We start from the raw sequence: 15,267 nt of genomic DNA, 5'->3' as shown, positions 1-15,267 counted from the left end.
GGCCGCGACGATCAAAGACGCGCTTCGACCCAGCCCTTGACGCCCGCGAGCGCGCCCGGCAGGTTCGCCGGTTCCGTGCCGCCTGCCTGCGCCATGTCCGGACGGCCGCCGCCCTTGCCGCCGACCTGCTGCGCGACGAAGTTCACGAGCTCGCCGGCCTTGACCTTCTTGCTCGCGTCGGGCGTGACGCCCGCGATCAGGCTGACCTTGCCGCTTTCGACGGCCGCCAGCACGATCGCCGCGCTCTTCAGCTTGTCCTTCAGCTTATCGACCGTTTCGCGCAGCGTCTTCGCATCCGCGCCGTCGAGCGTCGCGGCCAGCACGTACACACCGCCGACTTCGACGGCCTGCTGGGCGAGCTCGTCGCCCTGGCTCGATGCGAGCTTCGACTTCAGCGCGCCCAGTTCCTTCTCGAGCGACTTCACCTGATCCTGCACCTGCGCGATACGCTGCGCGAGTTCCGACGGCTGAGCCTTCAGCGCGGCGGCCGCTTCGTTCACGCGCGCGTCGAGTTCCTGCACGTAGCGCACCGCGTTGTCGCCGGTGATCGCCTCGATACGGCGGATGCCGGCCGCGACGCCGCCTTCGACGACGATCTTGAAGAAGCCGATGTCGCCGGTGCGATGCACGTGCGTGCCGCCGCACAGTTCGCGCGAGAAGCCGAGATCGAGCACGCGCACTTCGTCGCCGTACTTCTCGCCGAACAGCGCCATCGCGCCGCCCTTCACCGCTTCGTCGTACGGCATCACGCGCACGATGCCCGGCGCGTTCGCGAGGATTTCGTCGTTGACGATCTGCTCGACGCGACGGATTTCGTCGTCGGTCATCGGTGCGTTGTGCGCGAAGTCGAAGCGGGTTTTCTCCGCGTCGACGAGCGAGCCCTTCTGCTGCACGTGCGCGCCCAGCACCTCGCGCAGCGCCTTGTGCATCAGGTGGGTCGCCGAATGGTTGCGCTGCGTGCGGGCGCGGCGGTGCGCGTCGATTTCCGCGCGCAGCACGTCGCCGAGCTTCAGCGTGCCCTGCTCCAGCGTGCCGTGATGGCCGATCACGTCGGCCTGCACCTTCAGCGTGTCGGCCACCGCGAAGCGCGTCGCGGCGTTCGCGAGCACGCCCTGGTCGCCGACCTGGCCGCCCGACTCCGCATAGAACGGCGTGTGGTCGAGCACGACGACCGCATTCTGGCCGGCCTTCACTTCGTTGACCGACGCGCCGTCGACGTACAGCGCGACGACCTTCGCGTCGTCGAACGCGATTTCCTCGTAACCGTGGAAGGTGGTCTTCGCGCCCGTGTATTCGAGGCCCTGCGCGGCCTTGAACTTGCCGGCCGCGCGCGCCTGCTCGCGCTGACGCGCCATCGCGTCGTCGAACGCCGGCTCGTCGACCGTCATCCCGCGCTCACGGCACACGTCGGCCGTCAGATCCAGCGGGAAGCCGTACGTGTCGTGCAGCTTGAACGCGAGCTCGCCGTCGAGCACCTTGCCGCCCTTCGCCTCGACGTCGGCCAGCGCGGCTTCGAGGATCGACATCCCGTGCTCGATCGTCTCGAAGAAGCGCTCTTCTTCCTGGCGCAGCACGTCGGTCACGCGTTGTTCGGCTTCCTTCAGTTCCGGGTACGCCGCGCCCATCTCGGCGACGAGATCGGCCACCAGCTTGTGGAAGAACGAACCCTTGCGGCCGAGCTTGTAGCCGTGGCGGATCGCGCGGCGCACGATGCGGCGCAACACGTAGCCGCGGCCTTCATTGCCGGGGATCACGCCGTCGACGATCAGGAACGAGCATGCGCGGATGTGATCGGCGATCACCTTCAGCGAGTTGTTCGTGAGGTCGCTGATCTCGGTCACGCGCGCGGCGGCCTTGATCAGGTTCTGGAACAGGTCGATCTCGTAGTTGCTGTGCACGTGCTGCAGCACCGCGGCCAGGCGCTCGAGGCCCATGCCGGTGTCGACCGACTGCTTCGGCAGGCGCGTCATGTTGCCCTGCGCGTCGCGGTTGAACTGCATGAACACGAGGTTCCAGATCTCGATGTAGCGATCGCCGTCTTCCTCGGCAGATCCCGGCGGGCCGCCCCACACTTCCGGGCCGTGGTCGTAGAAGATTTCGGTACACGGGCCGCACGGGCCGGTATCGCCCATCGTCCAGAAGTTGTCCGACGCGTAGCGCGCGCCCTTGTTGTCGCCGATCCGGATGATCCGCTCGGTCGGCACGCCGACTTCCTTCGCCCAGATGTCGTACGCTTCGTCGTCTTCCTGGTAGACGGTGACCCACAGCTTTTCCTTCGGCAGCTGGTAGACCGTGGTCAGCAGTTCCCACGCGAAGCGGATCGCGTCGTGCTTGAAGTAGTCGCCGAACGAGAAGTTGCCGAGCATCTCGAAGAACGTGTGGTGGCGCGCCGTATAGCCGACGTTCTCGAGGTCGTTGTGCTTGCCGCCCGCGCGCACGCTGCGCTGCGCCGTGGTGGCGCGCGAGTACGGACGCGGGTCCGTGCCGAGGAACACGTCCTTGAACTGGACCATGCCCGAGTTCGTGAACATCAGCGTGGGGTCGTTACCGGGCACGAGGCTCGACGAGCGGACGATCGTGTGGCCCTTCGATTCGAAGAATTTAAGGAATTTCTCGCGGATTTCGGCAGCTTTCATGGCGTGCGGGGAATGTCTGGCTGAGCGGCTTCAAACGCCGGCCGTCCTCGCGGACGCACGGCGGGCAAATATCGTAAACGATCGATTATACGATAGAGACTGCCGCCCCAGACGGCAGCGGCCCGCCCGGCCGGACGAGCGGCCTGGGCCACCTGCGCGGCCGATTCGCCTTAAGATGCTCGGCATGCCAATCCGCCCCGCTCCGGCCGGGCGAGCCACGAAAGGAGACGATTCGACGATGGGTGCCCTGAGCCATATCCGCGTGCTGGACCTCACCCGCGTGCTCGCGGGCCCGTGGTGCGCGCAGACGCTTGCCGATTTCGGCGCCGACGTGATCAAGGTCGAGCGCCCCGGCGCCGGCGACGACACGCGCCACTGGGGGCCGCCGTACCTGAAGGACGCGGCGGGCGCCGATACGGCCGAGGCCGCGTACTACCTCGCCGCGAACCGCAACAAGCGCTCGGTGACGGTCGACATCGCGACGCCCGAGGGCCAGCAGATCGTGCGCGAACTCGCCGCGCAGAGCGACGTCGTGCTCGAGAACTACAAGGTCGGGCAACTGAAGAAGTACGGGCTCGATTACGAATCGCTGCGCGCGGTGAAGCCCGATCTCGTCTACTGCTCGGTCACGGGCTTCGGCCAGACCGGCCCGTACGCGCACCGCGCGGGCTACGACTTCATCGTGCAGGGGATCGGCGGCTTCATGAGCATCACCGGCGAGCGCGACAGCGAGCCGGGCGGCGGCCCGCAAAAGGCCGGCGTTGCGATCGCCGATCTCGCGACGGGCCTCTATTCGACGATCGCCGTGCTCGCCGCGCTCGCGCACCGCGACCGCACGGGCGAAGGCCAGTATATCGACATGGCGCTGCTCGACGTGCAGGTCGCGTTGCTCGCGAACATGAACACCAACTTCCTCGCGAGCGGCAAGGCGCCGGTGCGCTGGGGCAACGCGCATCCGAACATCGTGCCGTACCAGACGTTCCAGACGAGCGACGGGTGGATCATCGTCGCGGTCGGCAACGACGGGCAATTCCGCAAGTTCGTCGAAGCCGGCGGCCGCCCCGAGTTGGCGGACGACGAGCGGTTCGCGACGAACCCGGCGCGCGTGCGTCATCGCGACACGCTGGTGCCGATACTCGCGGCGATGGTGAAGACCCTCGGCAAGGCGCACTGGATCGCCGCCCTCGAAGCGGCCGGCGTGCCGTGCGGGCCGATCAACGCACTCGACGAGGTGTTCGACAACGAACAGGTGATTGCGCGCGGGATGCAGGTGTCGTTGCCGCACCCGTGCGGCGCGGACGTGAAGCTCGTACGCAATCCGATCCGGATGAGCGCGACGCCGCCCGACGCGCGCACCGCCCCGCCGCTGCTCGGCGCGCAGACGGAAGACGTGCTGCGCGACATGCTCGGCTACGACGATGCGCGGATCGCCGCGTTGAAGGCGAAGCAGGCAATCTGATCGCACCGGCACGGCAGCCGCGCGGCGCCTGTCGGGCACGCGCGGTGATGTGCGCGGACGTCGCCGGCGACGAGCGGACCGGTTTGCTGACTGGTCGACGCGAACTCACGCCGACTCGCCGACGCCGACTAATCGTGACGAATACCGACTTCCACAGGCTAACGCGCAAGCGCGTCGAGCCAGTCGCGCGCGGCCGGCCAGTCGCCGAGCCCGCTGTCCGCGTTGATGTGGCCGTGCGGGCCGAGGTCGCGGAAGGTGCTGCCCCAGGCATGCGCGCAGCCGCGCGCGAACGCGATCGAACCGTACGGATCGTCGCTGCTCGCGACGACGCAGGTCGGAAACGGCAGTCGTTCGTGCGGCACCGGCCCGAAGCCGTGCGCGTCGGTCGGAAACGCCGGCCCCGCAGGATCGGGCAACGCGACGAGCAGCGCGCCGCGCACCTTCGCGAGCGCGGCCGGCCGCGCATAGCGGGTCGCCCACCACGCGGCGGTCAGCGTGCCGAGGCTGTGCGCGGCGATCGTCACGGGCCCCGGTGCGGCTTGGACCGCGCGGTCGAGCGCGAGGCACCAGCCGTTGCGCGACGCATGGTCCCAGTCGGGCATCGCGACGCGCACGAAGCGCGCGTCGGCGCGCTCCCAGCGGCTTTGCCAGTGGAGCGGGCCGGAGTTGCCGTAGCCCGGCAGCACGAAAACGAGAGAATCGCTCATGGAAGATTCGTCGACCAAGGGTATCGTTATGTGAGGTCGACGAAGTGTCGCACACCCGCCCTCCCTGAGGCTGCCTGTCGAATCGCGGAAGAATCGCAGAATGGGTGTGCGGGGAATGAACGGGTCGCGATGGGCCGCAAACGCCATCACGACCGGCCGGCGCTCATGCGCGCCGGCTTCGGTCAGCGCACGCCGGCGCCGACCAGGCCGCCTGCTGCCGCGCCGGCGACCGTGCCGACCGGGCCGCCCGTGATCAGGTAGCCGAGCGCGCCGCCCGCGGCCGCGCCGATACCGGCATTACGCTGCGTATGCGTCATCGCGCATGCGCCGAGTTGCGACAAGGCCGCGACGATTACCGCGGTACGAACGAGAAAAGTGGTCTTCTTCATCATGATTGTTGGCTTCCTCCCGCCAGGCAAAAATTACGAATGGCGGCATTGAATCGGTAAGGCCATCATAGGAAAACCCGAACGGCGACGGCAATCCGATTTACGTCGTGTTACAGCCGACACACTATCGAGATATTGCGCCACACCTCCCCGCGCGGCTCGCGCCATGCCGCAACCCGCGCGGGACGGACCCCGGTCAGGTAGAATTGCAGGATTAAACCGGCGCGACGCGCCGACACAACCTGACGCCAACCGCATGAGCACCGAACGCAACGACGCCCCCGCGGCTTCCAACTTCATCCGCAACATCATCGACGACGACAACCGCACCGGCAAATGGGGCGGGCGTGTCGAGACGCGCTTCCCGCCCGAGCCGAACGGCTATCTGCACATCGGCCACGCGAAGAGCATCTGCCTGAACTTCAGCGTCGCGCGCGACTACGGCGGCGTGTGCCACCTGCGCTTCGACGACACGAACCCCGAAAAGGAAAGCGTCGAATACGTCGACTCGATCGTCGACGCGGTACGCTGGCTCGGCTTCGACTGGCGCAAGGACGCGGTCGATCACCAGTATTTCGCGAGCGACTACTACGACAAGCTGTACGAGTTCGCCGAGCTGCTGATCCAGCGCGGCAAGGCGTACGTCGACAGCCAGAGCGCCGAAGAAATGCGCGCGAACCGCGGCTCGCTGACCGAAGGCGGCAAGCCGTCACCGTTCCGCGAGCGCTCGCCCGAGGAAAACCTCGACCTGTTCCGCCGGATGAAGGCCGGCGAGTTCAAGGAAGGCGAACACGTGCTGCGCGCGAAGATCGACATGGCTTCGCCGAACATGAACATGCGCGACCCGGTGATCTACCGGATCCGCTACGCGCACCACTACCGCACCGGCGACGCGTGGTGCGTGTATCCGATGTACGACTACACGCACTGCATCTCGGATGCGCTCGAAGGCATCACGCATTCGCTGTGCACGCTCGAGTTCGAGGATCACCGCCCGCTGTACGACTGGGTGCTGAACGAGCTTGCGGAAGCCGGCATGTTCACGCGTCCGCTGCCGCAACAGATCGAATTCTCGCGACTGAACCTCACGTACGCGATCACCAGCAAGCGCAAGCTGCTGCAGCTCGTGACCGAAGGCCACGTCGAAGGCTGGGACGACCCGCGCATGCCGACGATCGTCGGGATCCGCCGCCGCGGCTTCACGCCGGAGAGCATCCATCTGTTCTGCGAGCGTATTGGCGTGACGAAGGTCGATTCGTGGATCGACATGAGCGTGTTCGAAGGCGCGCTGCGCGACGACCTCGACGACAAGGCCGCGCGCACGGTCGCCGTGCTCGATCCGCTGAAGCTCGTGATCGACAACTATCCGGAGGACCTCGAGGAAGCGTGCACGGCCCCCGTGCATCCGCACCATCCGGAGCGCGGCGTGCGCACGTTCCCGATCTCGCGCGAGCTGTGGATCGAGCGCGAGGACTTCGTCGAGAACCCGCCGAAGGGCTATTTCCGCCTGTTCCCGGGCAACAAGGTGCGTCTGCGCTACGGCTACGTGATCGAATGCACGGGCTTCGACAAGGACGCCGACGGCAACGTGACGGCCGTGCACTGCAACTACTTCCCGGACAGCAAATCGGGCACCGAAGGCGCGAACAACTACAAGGTCAAGGGCAACATCCACTGGGTCAGCGCGAAGCATGCGCAGGCGGCCGAAGTGCGAATCTACGACCGGCTGTTCAAGGAGCCGCATCCGGACGCGGGCGGCGCGAACTTCCTCGATGCGCTGAACCCGGACTCGAAGAAGGTCACGCAGGCCTATGTCGAACCGGGCGCCGGCGACATCGCACCGGAAACGCGTCTGCAGTTCGAGCGTCACGGCTATTTCGTCGCCGACCGCGTCGATTCGAAGCCAGGCAAGCCGGTGTTCAACCGGATCGTCGGGCTGCGCGACAGCTGGGGCAAGCCGGCCTGACGGCCTGCTCCGCGCGCGACGCGGGCCACGAGGCTCCCGGTGCGCGACAATAAGAAACCGGCCTGCGGGCCGGTTTTTTATTGCGTGCCGACGATCGCGGCGGCAGCGAGCATCCGGCGCTCAAGCGCCGGTCAACTGCCGATGCAACTCCGCGAGTGGCAACGTCGTACGAAACAGCCGCGCGAGGCTACGGCTCGCATACGCATCGACGTCGCCCGGCGCGGTCCAGCGATACGCGTCCATCTCCGGGATCAGCGAGCCGTCGCGACGGCTTGGAAACAGCGACGTGCATGTGCAGTGCGCAGGGTCGATTTCGTCGTCCGCGACCCGCACCGCGAACAGGTGCAGATCCTTGTCGTGACGATAGGCGAAGCGGCCGAGATCGAGCAGCCGCGCGGGCGCGAATTCGATGCCGGTTTCCTCGCGCAGCTCCCGTAGCGCGGCATCGACCGGCGCCTCGCCGGGCTCGCCCTGCCCCTTCGGGATGTCCCAGTGCGTGGTATCCGTCGCATGCGCGAGGAACACACGTCCGGCCGCATCGAGAATCACGACGCCGCACGATACCGTACGCGGCGTGCGCGGCGCACCGCTGCGCGTCATTGCACGTGCGCTCAGCGCTTCTGCAACTGCCACTTGCCCGCGGCGGTCTTGCAGAAGACCGGCTTGAGCGTCATCGTCTGGCCCTTCGCAGCGATTTCGGTGGCGATCTCGCGGCAGGTCTTGCCGTCGCTCTCGGACGTCGAGGGCGTGAGCTTCGCATCGATCTGCGTGCCGCGGCCGCTGCTCTGCCACGTCGTGGTCTCGCCGTCCTTGCCTTCGTCTCGCACCTGCGCGACGGCCTGGGTCAGCGACGCACGGTCGGTCTTGCTGAAGTACGTCAGGGGCGTGTCGTTCAGGAAGCCCAGGTTGCTTTGCGCATGAACGGGCAGCATCGCGGCTGCAAGCGCGGCGCCGGCCAGCACGCGCGTAACGACGGAAACGGATGCACGCATCGACATGTGTTGTTCTCCTTGGATGTTCGATCGAACGGCGTGGCGCACGGCCGGCGAACCGGGGGCCGGCCCTCCGGCACGCGCCACGCCTGTCAGCCAGCGAGCATAGCATGCGTGCCGCAAGGGCCGTGTTCTAGTGCGCAGCCGACGCGGCCGCCGGTTGATATCCGTCAGTCAGCGTGTCAAGGAACGCGATCACGTCCTTGATCTCGGCCGCATTCAGCGCGGGTGCATCGCCGCGCTTGCGGTCGAACGGCGGCTCGCGGTTGATGTTGGGCCAGTAGCGCTTCGGCAGGTCGTCGTAGATCTGCACCTTGCCGTGCACCACCGGATAGAACTTCTCCGGGTGGATATCGCGCTCGACGTAGAAGCGCATCACGTCCTCGAGCGAGTGATACACGCCGTTGTGGAAGAACGTCTTGCGCAGCGCGACATTGCGCAGCGACGGCGTGCGGAACAGCCCGCAGAATTCGTCGCGGCCCTTCAGGTCGGTACGCTCGGGGCCGCATGCGCCGAGATCGTGGAAGCGCGGATCGCGATTGACCGGCAATGCGCGGTTGCGTGGCACCGCAATCGCGATCAGGCCGAAGTCGCTGAACTGCGGCGGCGTGCCGTCGAGCGCGCGCTGGCTGATGTGGCAGCTCGCGCAATTGCCCTTCTTCTCGTCGTTGAAAAGCCGCAGCCCGCGCAATTCGGCCGGCGTGAGCGGTGCTCGGCCCGCGAGGTACGCGTCGTACTTGCTCGTATAGGGCGAGAACAGCTCGGGCGTCTGCTCGAACGTCTCGAGCGCGCGCAGCACGGCCTTGAACGTGCTGGCGTCGTCGTCGAGCACCTTCACGCCGAACACCGCGCGAAACTCGTCCGCATACGGCGCGGCCTTCACGGCCTGCGCGACCTTCGCGGGCGTGCTGTTCATCTCGAATGGCGATGTGAGCGGAATGCGCGCCTGCTCGGCGCCCGTGTCGACGCGGCCGTCCCACGTGAGGCCGCCGGTCGGGCCGGCATCGACGCTCTCGTCGCCTTCGTCGTCGGAGTCGTGGAAGTGCTCGGTGAATTGCGGCACGCCCTGCAGGTACTTGAGCGACGGCACCGCGCGGAAACCCGAACGCTTCATGTCGTCGCCGCCCAGTTGCACGGCCAGCCCGTTCGGCGGCCCGAACGCGTGCTCGGGGCTGTGACACGACGCGCATGCAAGCTTGCCGGAACCTGACAGCGTAGGGTCGAAGAAAAGTTGCTTGCCGAGCGCCGTCATCCGGCGCACGCCTTCGTAAACTTGCGCACGGGTCTGCGGCTGATTCACGGCGACCACCGGGCCGCTCGCATCGATCGTTGCGGACGCAACCGGTTGTACGGCACCCGATGCGCTGGATGCGCTCGCAACCGGTGCGGCCGGCGTGCCGGCACCCGGCTGCGCGTCACAGCCGGCAAGGGTTACGAGCGCGGTGGCCAGCACGAGCGCGCCGGTCAGATGCAGCCGCGAGCGCGCAAATGCGCCGGCTGCCGGTTGGCGAGGCTTCATCGATTCGAAGGAAAGTGGGTTCATGAGCGGCCGGAGTTTATGTCAGCCGCATGACCATTCCATGACGCCACACCGACAGCAAATCGAAAGGACGCCTACACTCGCCTGTCAAATCGCGCCCTCAAAATGCTTACAGCCGGACACGCGACGGTCATCTTCGAGAACCGGCCGCACACCGATGCTCCGGTCCCCCACGCGACAAGAGAGATGAGAGTACAACGCATGAAAACCCACGCCTGGATTCGCTTTACGCCGATCGCCGTTGCCGCGGCGGCGGCCCTCACCGCCTGCGGCGGCGACGACGTGCAGCCGCAAGGCCTGTCGACGGTGAAGAACGTCGTCGTGATCTATGCGGAAAACCGCAGCTTCGACAACCTGTACGGCAACTTCCCGGGCGCGAACGGCCTGCAGAACGTGACGGCTGCCAGCGCGCAGCAAAAAGACCGTAACGGCCAGCCGCTCGCGACGCTGCCGAAGGTCTGGGGCGGCCTGACCGCGAAGGGCGTGACGCCGGCCGTGACCGAAGCGATGACGGCCAACCTGCCGAACGCACCGTTCGCGATCGACGACCCGAACGGGTTCAACACGTCGATGAGCGTGACGACGCGCGACCTGTATCACCGCTTCTACGAGAACCAGATGCAGATCAACGGCGGCAAGAACGACATGTTCGCCGCATGGGCCGACTCCGGCGGCCTCGTGATGGGCCACTACACGCCCGACGCGACGAAGCTGCCACTGTGGAAGATCGCGCAGCAATACACGCTCGCCGACAACTTCTTCATGGGCGCGTTCGGCGGCTCGTTCCTGAACCACCAGTACCTGATCTGCGCGTGCGCGCCGTTCTATGCGAACGCCGACAAGAGCCCGGCGTCCGGCTCGATCTCGGCCGTCGCGGCAGACGGCAAGTCGCTGCAGCTCGCGAGCAATTCGCCGGCGTCCGCGCTCGACGGCATTCCGAAGTTCGTGAACTCGGGCAACCTGACGCCGGACTTCTACGCGATCAACACGATGCAGCCGCCGTACCAGCCGAGCGGCAACAAGGCCGCATCGGGCGGCGACCCGAACCTCGCCGACCCGTCGGCCGCGACGACGCTGCCGCCGCAGACGCAACAGAACATCGGCGACCTGCTGACCAATGCGGGCGTGTCGTGGGCATGGTACGGCGGCGCGTGGAACCAGGCGCTGCAGGCCGCGCAAAGCGGCACGGCGAACGTGATCTACGGCCCGAACATGACGGCGCCGAACTTCCAGCCGCACCACCAGCCGTTCAACTACTACGCGAACCAGGCGCCGGGCAGCACGAGCCGCGCGCAGCACCTGCTCGACGGCGGCACCGACGGCAGCGAATTCATCAAGGCGATCGACGCGGGCACGCTGCCGCAAGTCGCGTTCTACAAGCCGCAGGGCAACCTAAACGAACACCCGGGCTATACGGACGTCGCGAGCGGCGACCAGCACATCGCGACCGTGCTCGCGCACCTGCAGGCAAGCCCGCAGTGGAAGAACATGGTCGTGGTCGTCACCTACGACGAAAACGGCGGCTTCTGGGATCACGTGTCGCCGCCGAAGGGCGATCGCTGGGGCCCGGGCACACGGATTCCGGCGCTGATCGTGTCGCCGTACGCGAAGAAGGGCTTCGTCGACCACACGCAATACGACACGGCGTCGATCCTGCGCTTCATCACGCGCCGCTTCTCGCTGCCGCGCCTCGCGGGCCTGCAGCAGCGCGACGACGCGCTGAAGGCAAACGGCGCGCAACCGATGGGCGACCTGACGAACGCGCTCACGCTGTCGCCGAACCCGTAACGGTACGGCCAGGAACGGCCGGCGCGACGCCGGCCGCCAATGACGAAGGGCGGCTTGGGCCGCCCTTCGTTCGTTCTGCAAGCGCGCTTCACCCCGGCATGTTCGGCGTCGTGCCCGCGCCCCGCTCAGGCAGGCGCGAAGTCGGCGCCATCGAGTGCGACGGCCAGAATCATCGCGCCGGAATTCGGTGGCATCGGCCGTCCGCTCGGGCGGAACACGTCATCCCCGCATGCAATCCGCGCCCCCGTCAGCGCGCAGACACCCGCATGCCGCGCGCGTCCGGGCTTCCAGTGCTGCTCGCCGAAGTGCGCACGCCCCGGTTCGACCCAGCGCACGACCAGCAACTGCGCCGAGCGCTCCAGCACCTGCACCTGCGGACGCACCGTCGGCGCGCGCAGACTGCCGAGCGCCGCGGCCAGGATCATCGCATTCGGATCGACCGGCGCACGCCCGCGCGGGCTGAAGACGGCGTCGCCGCACACGATCTTTTCGCCGGACAGCGCGCAGTGGCCCGAACGGCATGCCCGCCCGGACGTCCAGCGCTGTTCCGCGCCGCCCGGCGCCAGCCAGCGCACGATCAGCACCTCGTCAGAATAGGCGAGCACCTGCACGCGCGCATTCATCCGACACCCTGCATCGGGCGCGCATTCGACGGCGCACGCGCTGCGGCCCGCGCGCTACCACCCATACTTCAGCTCGACGCCCGCATAGTCGGCGTTGTGTCCGCCCGCCTGCCGGATCGCGTCGCCGACCTGGAAATGCACGGCCTCGATCGATCCGATCAGGTTCGCGGCGATGGTCCAGTCCGCGCGCAACTGCACGTACATGCCCGTCCACAGACCGCCCTTGCCCGCCGTGCCCGGGACCGGTATGTTCGGCTGCTGATAGACGGCATCGCCGGTCGTCTCGCGCCACTGGAAGCCCAGCGCGCCGAGCAGCGACAGGTTCGCCGACGGTTTCAGCGTCACGGACGGCTTCACGTGAATCAGGTTCGCGTAACTCGTATAGCCGGCGAGCGTGAAGTAGTAGCCGTTCGGGAACAGCGGGTTGAACGTGCCGACGCGGCCGTCTCCCGGGTGCCGGTCGCCCGACGCCGCATCGACCTGCAGCGCGATGTGCGGCGACCACGGCGCATCGAGCTTGTAGCCCGCGATCGAACCGACGGCCCACGCGCCGATCGTGCTGTTGCCGACGGTGCCGGACTGCAGCATCGTTTCGAGATCCCAGTCGAAGCGCCCCTGCGTGCCGCTGTAGCGCAGGTCCCATACGTCGCGACGCTCTGGGCCGCTCGCATCGAGGTAACGCGCGTTGGTGCGGTTGTAGCGCGACCAGTAGCCGGACAGGTCGCCGGGCCCGACCGACTGCCGCTCGAAGCGCAGGCCGCTGAACGTGAGATCGCGATTCGACACGTCGTCGAAATCGGACGCGTTGCGGTTCTGCACCGGCTGCGTCGCATAGCCGATGAAGCGCCATTTCCCGTATTCGTAGTCGGCCCAGACCGCATCGAACGCCTGCCGCACGTTCGGACCGTCGCGCGCGGCAATGAAGCGCTGCAGGTCGAACGCCATTTCCTGCCGGCCGACGCGGAACTTGACCGTGCCGCCGCCGAGCGCGCCCGTGTAGGCCGCGAACGCCTGTTCGAGATCGAGCGGGTTCCGGTCGACCGGCGACACCGTGTTCTTGCCGTAAGCACGCGCGTCCTGCAACTGCGCGAAGAACTGCCAGTGCTGGCCGAGATGCGCATCGGCATGCACTTCGACGCGCTGGATCAGATACGTATCCGATTGCGCGGAGCCGATCCCGAACAGCTGCGCGTTGTTGGTTTCCAGCCGCTCGCGCAGGTTCATGCCAAGCGACAGATAGGATGCCGGATCGTTGCCGAGCGGCATGTATTTCAGCCCGTCGAGCGGCTGGCGCGGCACGCACGGATTCGCGAGCGCCGACCAGTCTTCCTGCCAGCGGTTGAACAGCACGGTCGGCCGCCTGGCGGTGCAGGTCGAAACCGTGCCGTCGGCCGCGGATGCCGGTGTGGACGTCGATGTCGACGTTGCCACCGCTTGCGCGAACGCCGCGTCGGCGCCTGCGAACAGCAGCCCCACGACGATCGACAGGCCTGCGGCCCGATCGGCGTGGCGGCTGCGGTATCTTCCCTGTGTCAACGGGATCATGCGTGCTCCTGCTTGACGGTGCCGGCCGCTTGCGCCGCGCACGTCGCGAGCAGCGCAAGCGCGCCGACGGGCACGAGCAGCGCCCAGAATCCGACCTGACGAAACCCGAGTGCACCACCTGCCGCACCGAGCGCGAACGCGACGATGGCCGGCAGCATCTTGCCGAAGCGCGCGCGCGCGGCCGCACGCGCGCTGTCGGCCGTGCCGGCCGACAGCATGTCGACGACGTCGAGGATCGCCTGCGTCACGTTGCCGGTCATCACGGTGTTCGGCACGCCGGCACGCGGGATCACGCGCGGGTGCGCATTCTGCACGCCCATCGCGAACGTGCCGACGATGCCGGCCACGAGCGCCGGCAGGCTGTCGGGCTGCGTGACGGGCGACGCCCATACGCCGGCCGCGCAGAAACCGAGCAGCAGCACGGCCTGCACCGCGTGCAGCGCGCGCGTGCCCTGCCACGCCGGCCGCGCGGACATCGAGCGCGCGATCAGGCTGCTGGCGATCACGCCGCACACGAACGCCGGAAACACGCTCAGTTTCAGCACGACGCCCTGGCCGAACCCCGCGATGCCCGCGCCGATCAACACGAAGTTGCCGGTCACGTGCGCGGTGAACAGCCCGAACAGCGCGACGAAGCTCAGCGTGTCGACGAAGCCGGCCACCGCGGCAAGGAGCGTGTCCTCGTGCTTCATCGTGCCGCGCTCGCGTGGATCTCGGCGACGTAGCCCCCCGGGAACTGCACGAGCGCCGCTTCGCGGCCGTCCGACGCGAACGGCGGCACGAGCACGGTCACGCCCGCGGCTTCGGCCTGCTTCAGCGTCGCGGCGAGATCGGCCACTTCGTAGCCCGTCATCTCGCGGCCGAACGGGTAAGGCAGATGGCCGTCGGTCACGAGCACCGTCAGCTTGCCGAAGCCCGACTCGATGCGGATGCGGCGATACGTATCGTCCGGCCGGCCGATTTCGACGCCGGGCGCCTTGCGCGCGTCCGACACGACCTTGCCGTGCGAGAACGCGACGAAGTCGCGCACCAGCACGTCCGCGCGTTCCGGCGACACGTACACGCGGTTCTCCGGCACCGTCTGCAGCGCGTCGTAGTTCGGCGCCTGCGTATGCCAGTAGAGCTGCATGTTCACGCCGCCCGGCCAGCGGATGATCGCGTCGCGGCCGATCGGATCGGGAAACGTGTCGACGACCACGTCCGCGCCGTGCGCACGCGCCGACTTCATCGCGACGTCGAGGTCGGTGACGAGGTAGCCGGTGCGCTCCGAGCAGAACGGATACGGAATCGGCGTCTTGAAGCCGAACACCGACACCGTGCCGACCGGCGTGAGCACGAGCTGCGACATCGTCTGGCTCGGCGTCGGCGTGACCTGGAACACGCCCTGCTTCGACTTCTTGCCGCCGAACGTCGCGACGAAGCTGTCGGTGAAGCGGTCGAAATCTTCCGGCGCGACGCACACGTGCGTCGTGTCGTACTGCGGGCCGACCGCGATCGCGGGCGTCGCGACGGCCTTCGCGACCGGCGGCTTCGCGAAAGCCGCCGGCGCGACGGCGAGGCCGCCCGCGATCATCGCGGCAAGCAGCACTGAACGAATGGATTTCATCACGGGATTCCCTGGT

General features: G+C 67.5%; 13 protein-coding genes and 1 pseudogene. 3 read left to right on the top strand and 11 right to left on the bottom strand.

Annotation, left to right across the window (positions count from 1 at the left end; translation table 11 throughout):
* Positions 1 to 11: 11 nt before the first annotated feature.
* Complete coding sequence (alaS, locus tag J7024_RS23805) at positions 12 to 2,636, bottom strand: alanine--tRNA ligase (protein WP_124825919.1); 2,625 nt, start codon at positions 2,634 to 2,636, stop codon at positions 12 to 14.
* 238 nt (positions 2,637 to 2,874) lie between these two features.
* Here alaS and J7024_RS23800 point away from each other — a divergent pair, with 238 nt between their 5' ends.
* A complete protein-coding gene (locus J7024_RS23800) occupies positions 2,875 to 4,095 on the top strand; it encodes a CaiB/BaiF CoA transferase family protein (protein WP_124825920.1) in 1,221 nt (406 codons plus the stop codon).
* Positions 4,096 to 4,253: 158 nt separating this feature from the next.
* Here the strand turns inward: J7024_RS23800 and J7024_RS23795 are convergent, their stop codons facing one another.
* Together J7024_RS23795 and J7024_RS23790 are read right to left on the bottom strand one after the other, a co-directional pair.
* Positions 4,254 to 4,802 (bottom strand): RBBP9/YdeN family alpha/beta hydrolase, encoded by a 549-nt coding sequence (locus J7024_RS23795; protein ID WP_124825921.1) that lies wholly within the window; start codon positions 4,800 to 4,802, stop codon positions 4,254 to 4,256.
* Positions 4,803 to 4,984: 182 nt separating this feature from the next.
* Positions 4,985 to 5,194: an ornithine acetyltransferase gene (locus J7024_RS23790; protein ID WP_006497729.1), complete on the bottom strand. Its 210-nt coding sequence runs from the start codon at positions 5,192 to 5,194 to the stop codon at positions 4,985 to 4,987.
* Between the two features lie 253 nt (positions 5,195 to 5,447).
* Here J7024_RS23790 and J7024_RS23785 point away from each other — a divergent pair, with 253 nt between their 5' ends.
* Positions 5,448 to 7,157, top strand: coding sequence for a glutamine--tRNA ligase/YqeY domain fusion protein (locus J7024_RS23785; protein WP_175761584.1), 1,710 nt, complete (start codon positions 5,448 to 5,450; stop codon positions 7,155 to 7,157).
* Positions 7,158 to 7,277: 120 nt separating this feature from the next.
* Here the strand turns inward: J7024_RS23785 and J7024_RS23780 are convergent, their stop codons facing one another.
* The 3 genes from J7024_RS23780 to J7024_RS23770 all read right to left on the bottom strand — a co-directional run bounded on the left by J7024_RS23780 (position 7,278) and on the right by J7024_RS23770 (position 9,668).
* The gene (locus J7024_RS23780) at positions 7,278 to 7,757 is read right to left on the bottom strand and encodes an NUDIX hydrolase (protein WP_124825923.1); all 480 of its coding nucleotides are present in this window, start codon (positions 7,755 to 7,757) and stop codon (positions 7,278 to 7,280) included.
* A gap of 11 nt (positions 7,758 to 7,768) precedes the next feature.
* Positions 7,769 to 8,155, bottom strand: a complete 387-nt coding sequence (locus J7024_RS23775; RefSeq protein ID WP_124825924.1) for a hypothetical protein — start codon at positions 8,153 to 8,155, stop codon at positions 7,769 to 7,771.
* Positions 8,156 to 8,282: 127 nt separating this feature from the next.
* The gene (locus tag J7024_RS23770) at positions 8,283 to 9,668 is read right to left on the bottom strand and encodes a cytochrome-c peroxidase (protein WP_124825925.1); all 1,386 of its coding nucleotides are present in this window, start codon (positions 9,666 to 9,668) and stop codon (positions 8,283 to 8,285) included.
* Between the two features lie 207 nt (positions 9,669 to 9,875).
* On the opposite strand from J7024_RS23770, the gene J7024_RS23765 reads away from it, so the two are divergent.
* Positions 9,876 to 11,477, top strand: a complete 1,602-nt coding sequence (locus J7024_RS23765) for an acid phosphatase (protein ID WP_390679161.1) — start codon at positions 9,876 to 9,878, stop codon at positions 11,475 to 11,477.
* A gap of 125 nt (positions 11,478 to 11,602) precedes the next feature.
* On the opposite strand, the gene J7024_RS23760 is transcribed toward J7024_RS23765, so the two are convergent.
* The 5 genes and pseudogenes from J7024_RS23760 to J7024_RS23740 form a co-directional block, all read right to left on the bottom strand.
* Positions 11,603 to 11,902: a DUF3331 domain-containing protein gene (locus tag J7024_RS23760; RefSeq protein ID WP_233409971.1), complete on the bottom strand. Its 300-nt coding sequence runs from the start codon at positions 11,900 to 11,902 to the stop codon at positions 11,603 to 11,605.
* A pseudogene (locus J7024_RS23755) lies at positions 11,897 to 12,100 on the bottom strand (DUF3331 domain-containing protein); the annotation flags it as partial. The gene J7024_RS23760 and the pseudogene J7024_RS23755, both read right to left, overlap by 6 nt.
* Before the next feature lie 54 nt (positions 12,101 to 12,154).
* Positions 12,155 to 13,645: an alginate export family protein gene (locus tag J7024_RS23750; protein WP_175751180.1), complete on the bottom strand. Its 1,491-nt coding sequence runs from the start codon at positions 13,643 to 13,645 to the stop codon at positions 12,155 to 12,157.
* Positions 13,642 to 14,337, bottom strand: a complete 696-nt coding sequence (locus tag J7024_RS23745; RefSeq protein WP_124825929.1) for a YoaK family protein — start codon at positions 14,335 to 14,337, stop codon at positions 13,642 to 13,644. Before J7024_RS23745 ends, J7024_RS23750 begins: the two co-directional genes overlap by 4 nt.
* Positions 14,334 to 15,251 carry a VOC family protein gene (locus tag J7024_RS23740; protein WP_124825930.1) on the bottom strand — a complete coding sequence of 306 codons (918 nt, stop codon included), beginning with the start codon at positions 15,249 to 15,251 and terminating at the stop codon, positions 14,334 to 14,336. Before J7024_RS23740 ends, J7024_RS23745 begins: the two co-directional genes overlap by 4 nt.
* Positions 15,252 to 15,267: the final 16 nt, after the last annotated feature.

The sequence above is a fragment of the Burkholderia sp. WTPI3 genome, assembly GCF_021483755.1.
GTDB lineage: Bacteria > Pseudomonadota > Gammaproteobacteria > Burkholderiales > Burkholderiaceae > Burkholderia.
The sequence above is the reverse complement of the archived record's forward strand: the minus strand, read 5'-3'. Positions and strand labels throughout refer to the sequence as shown.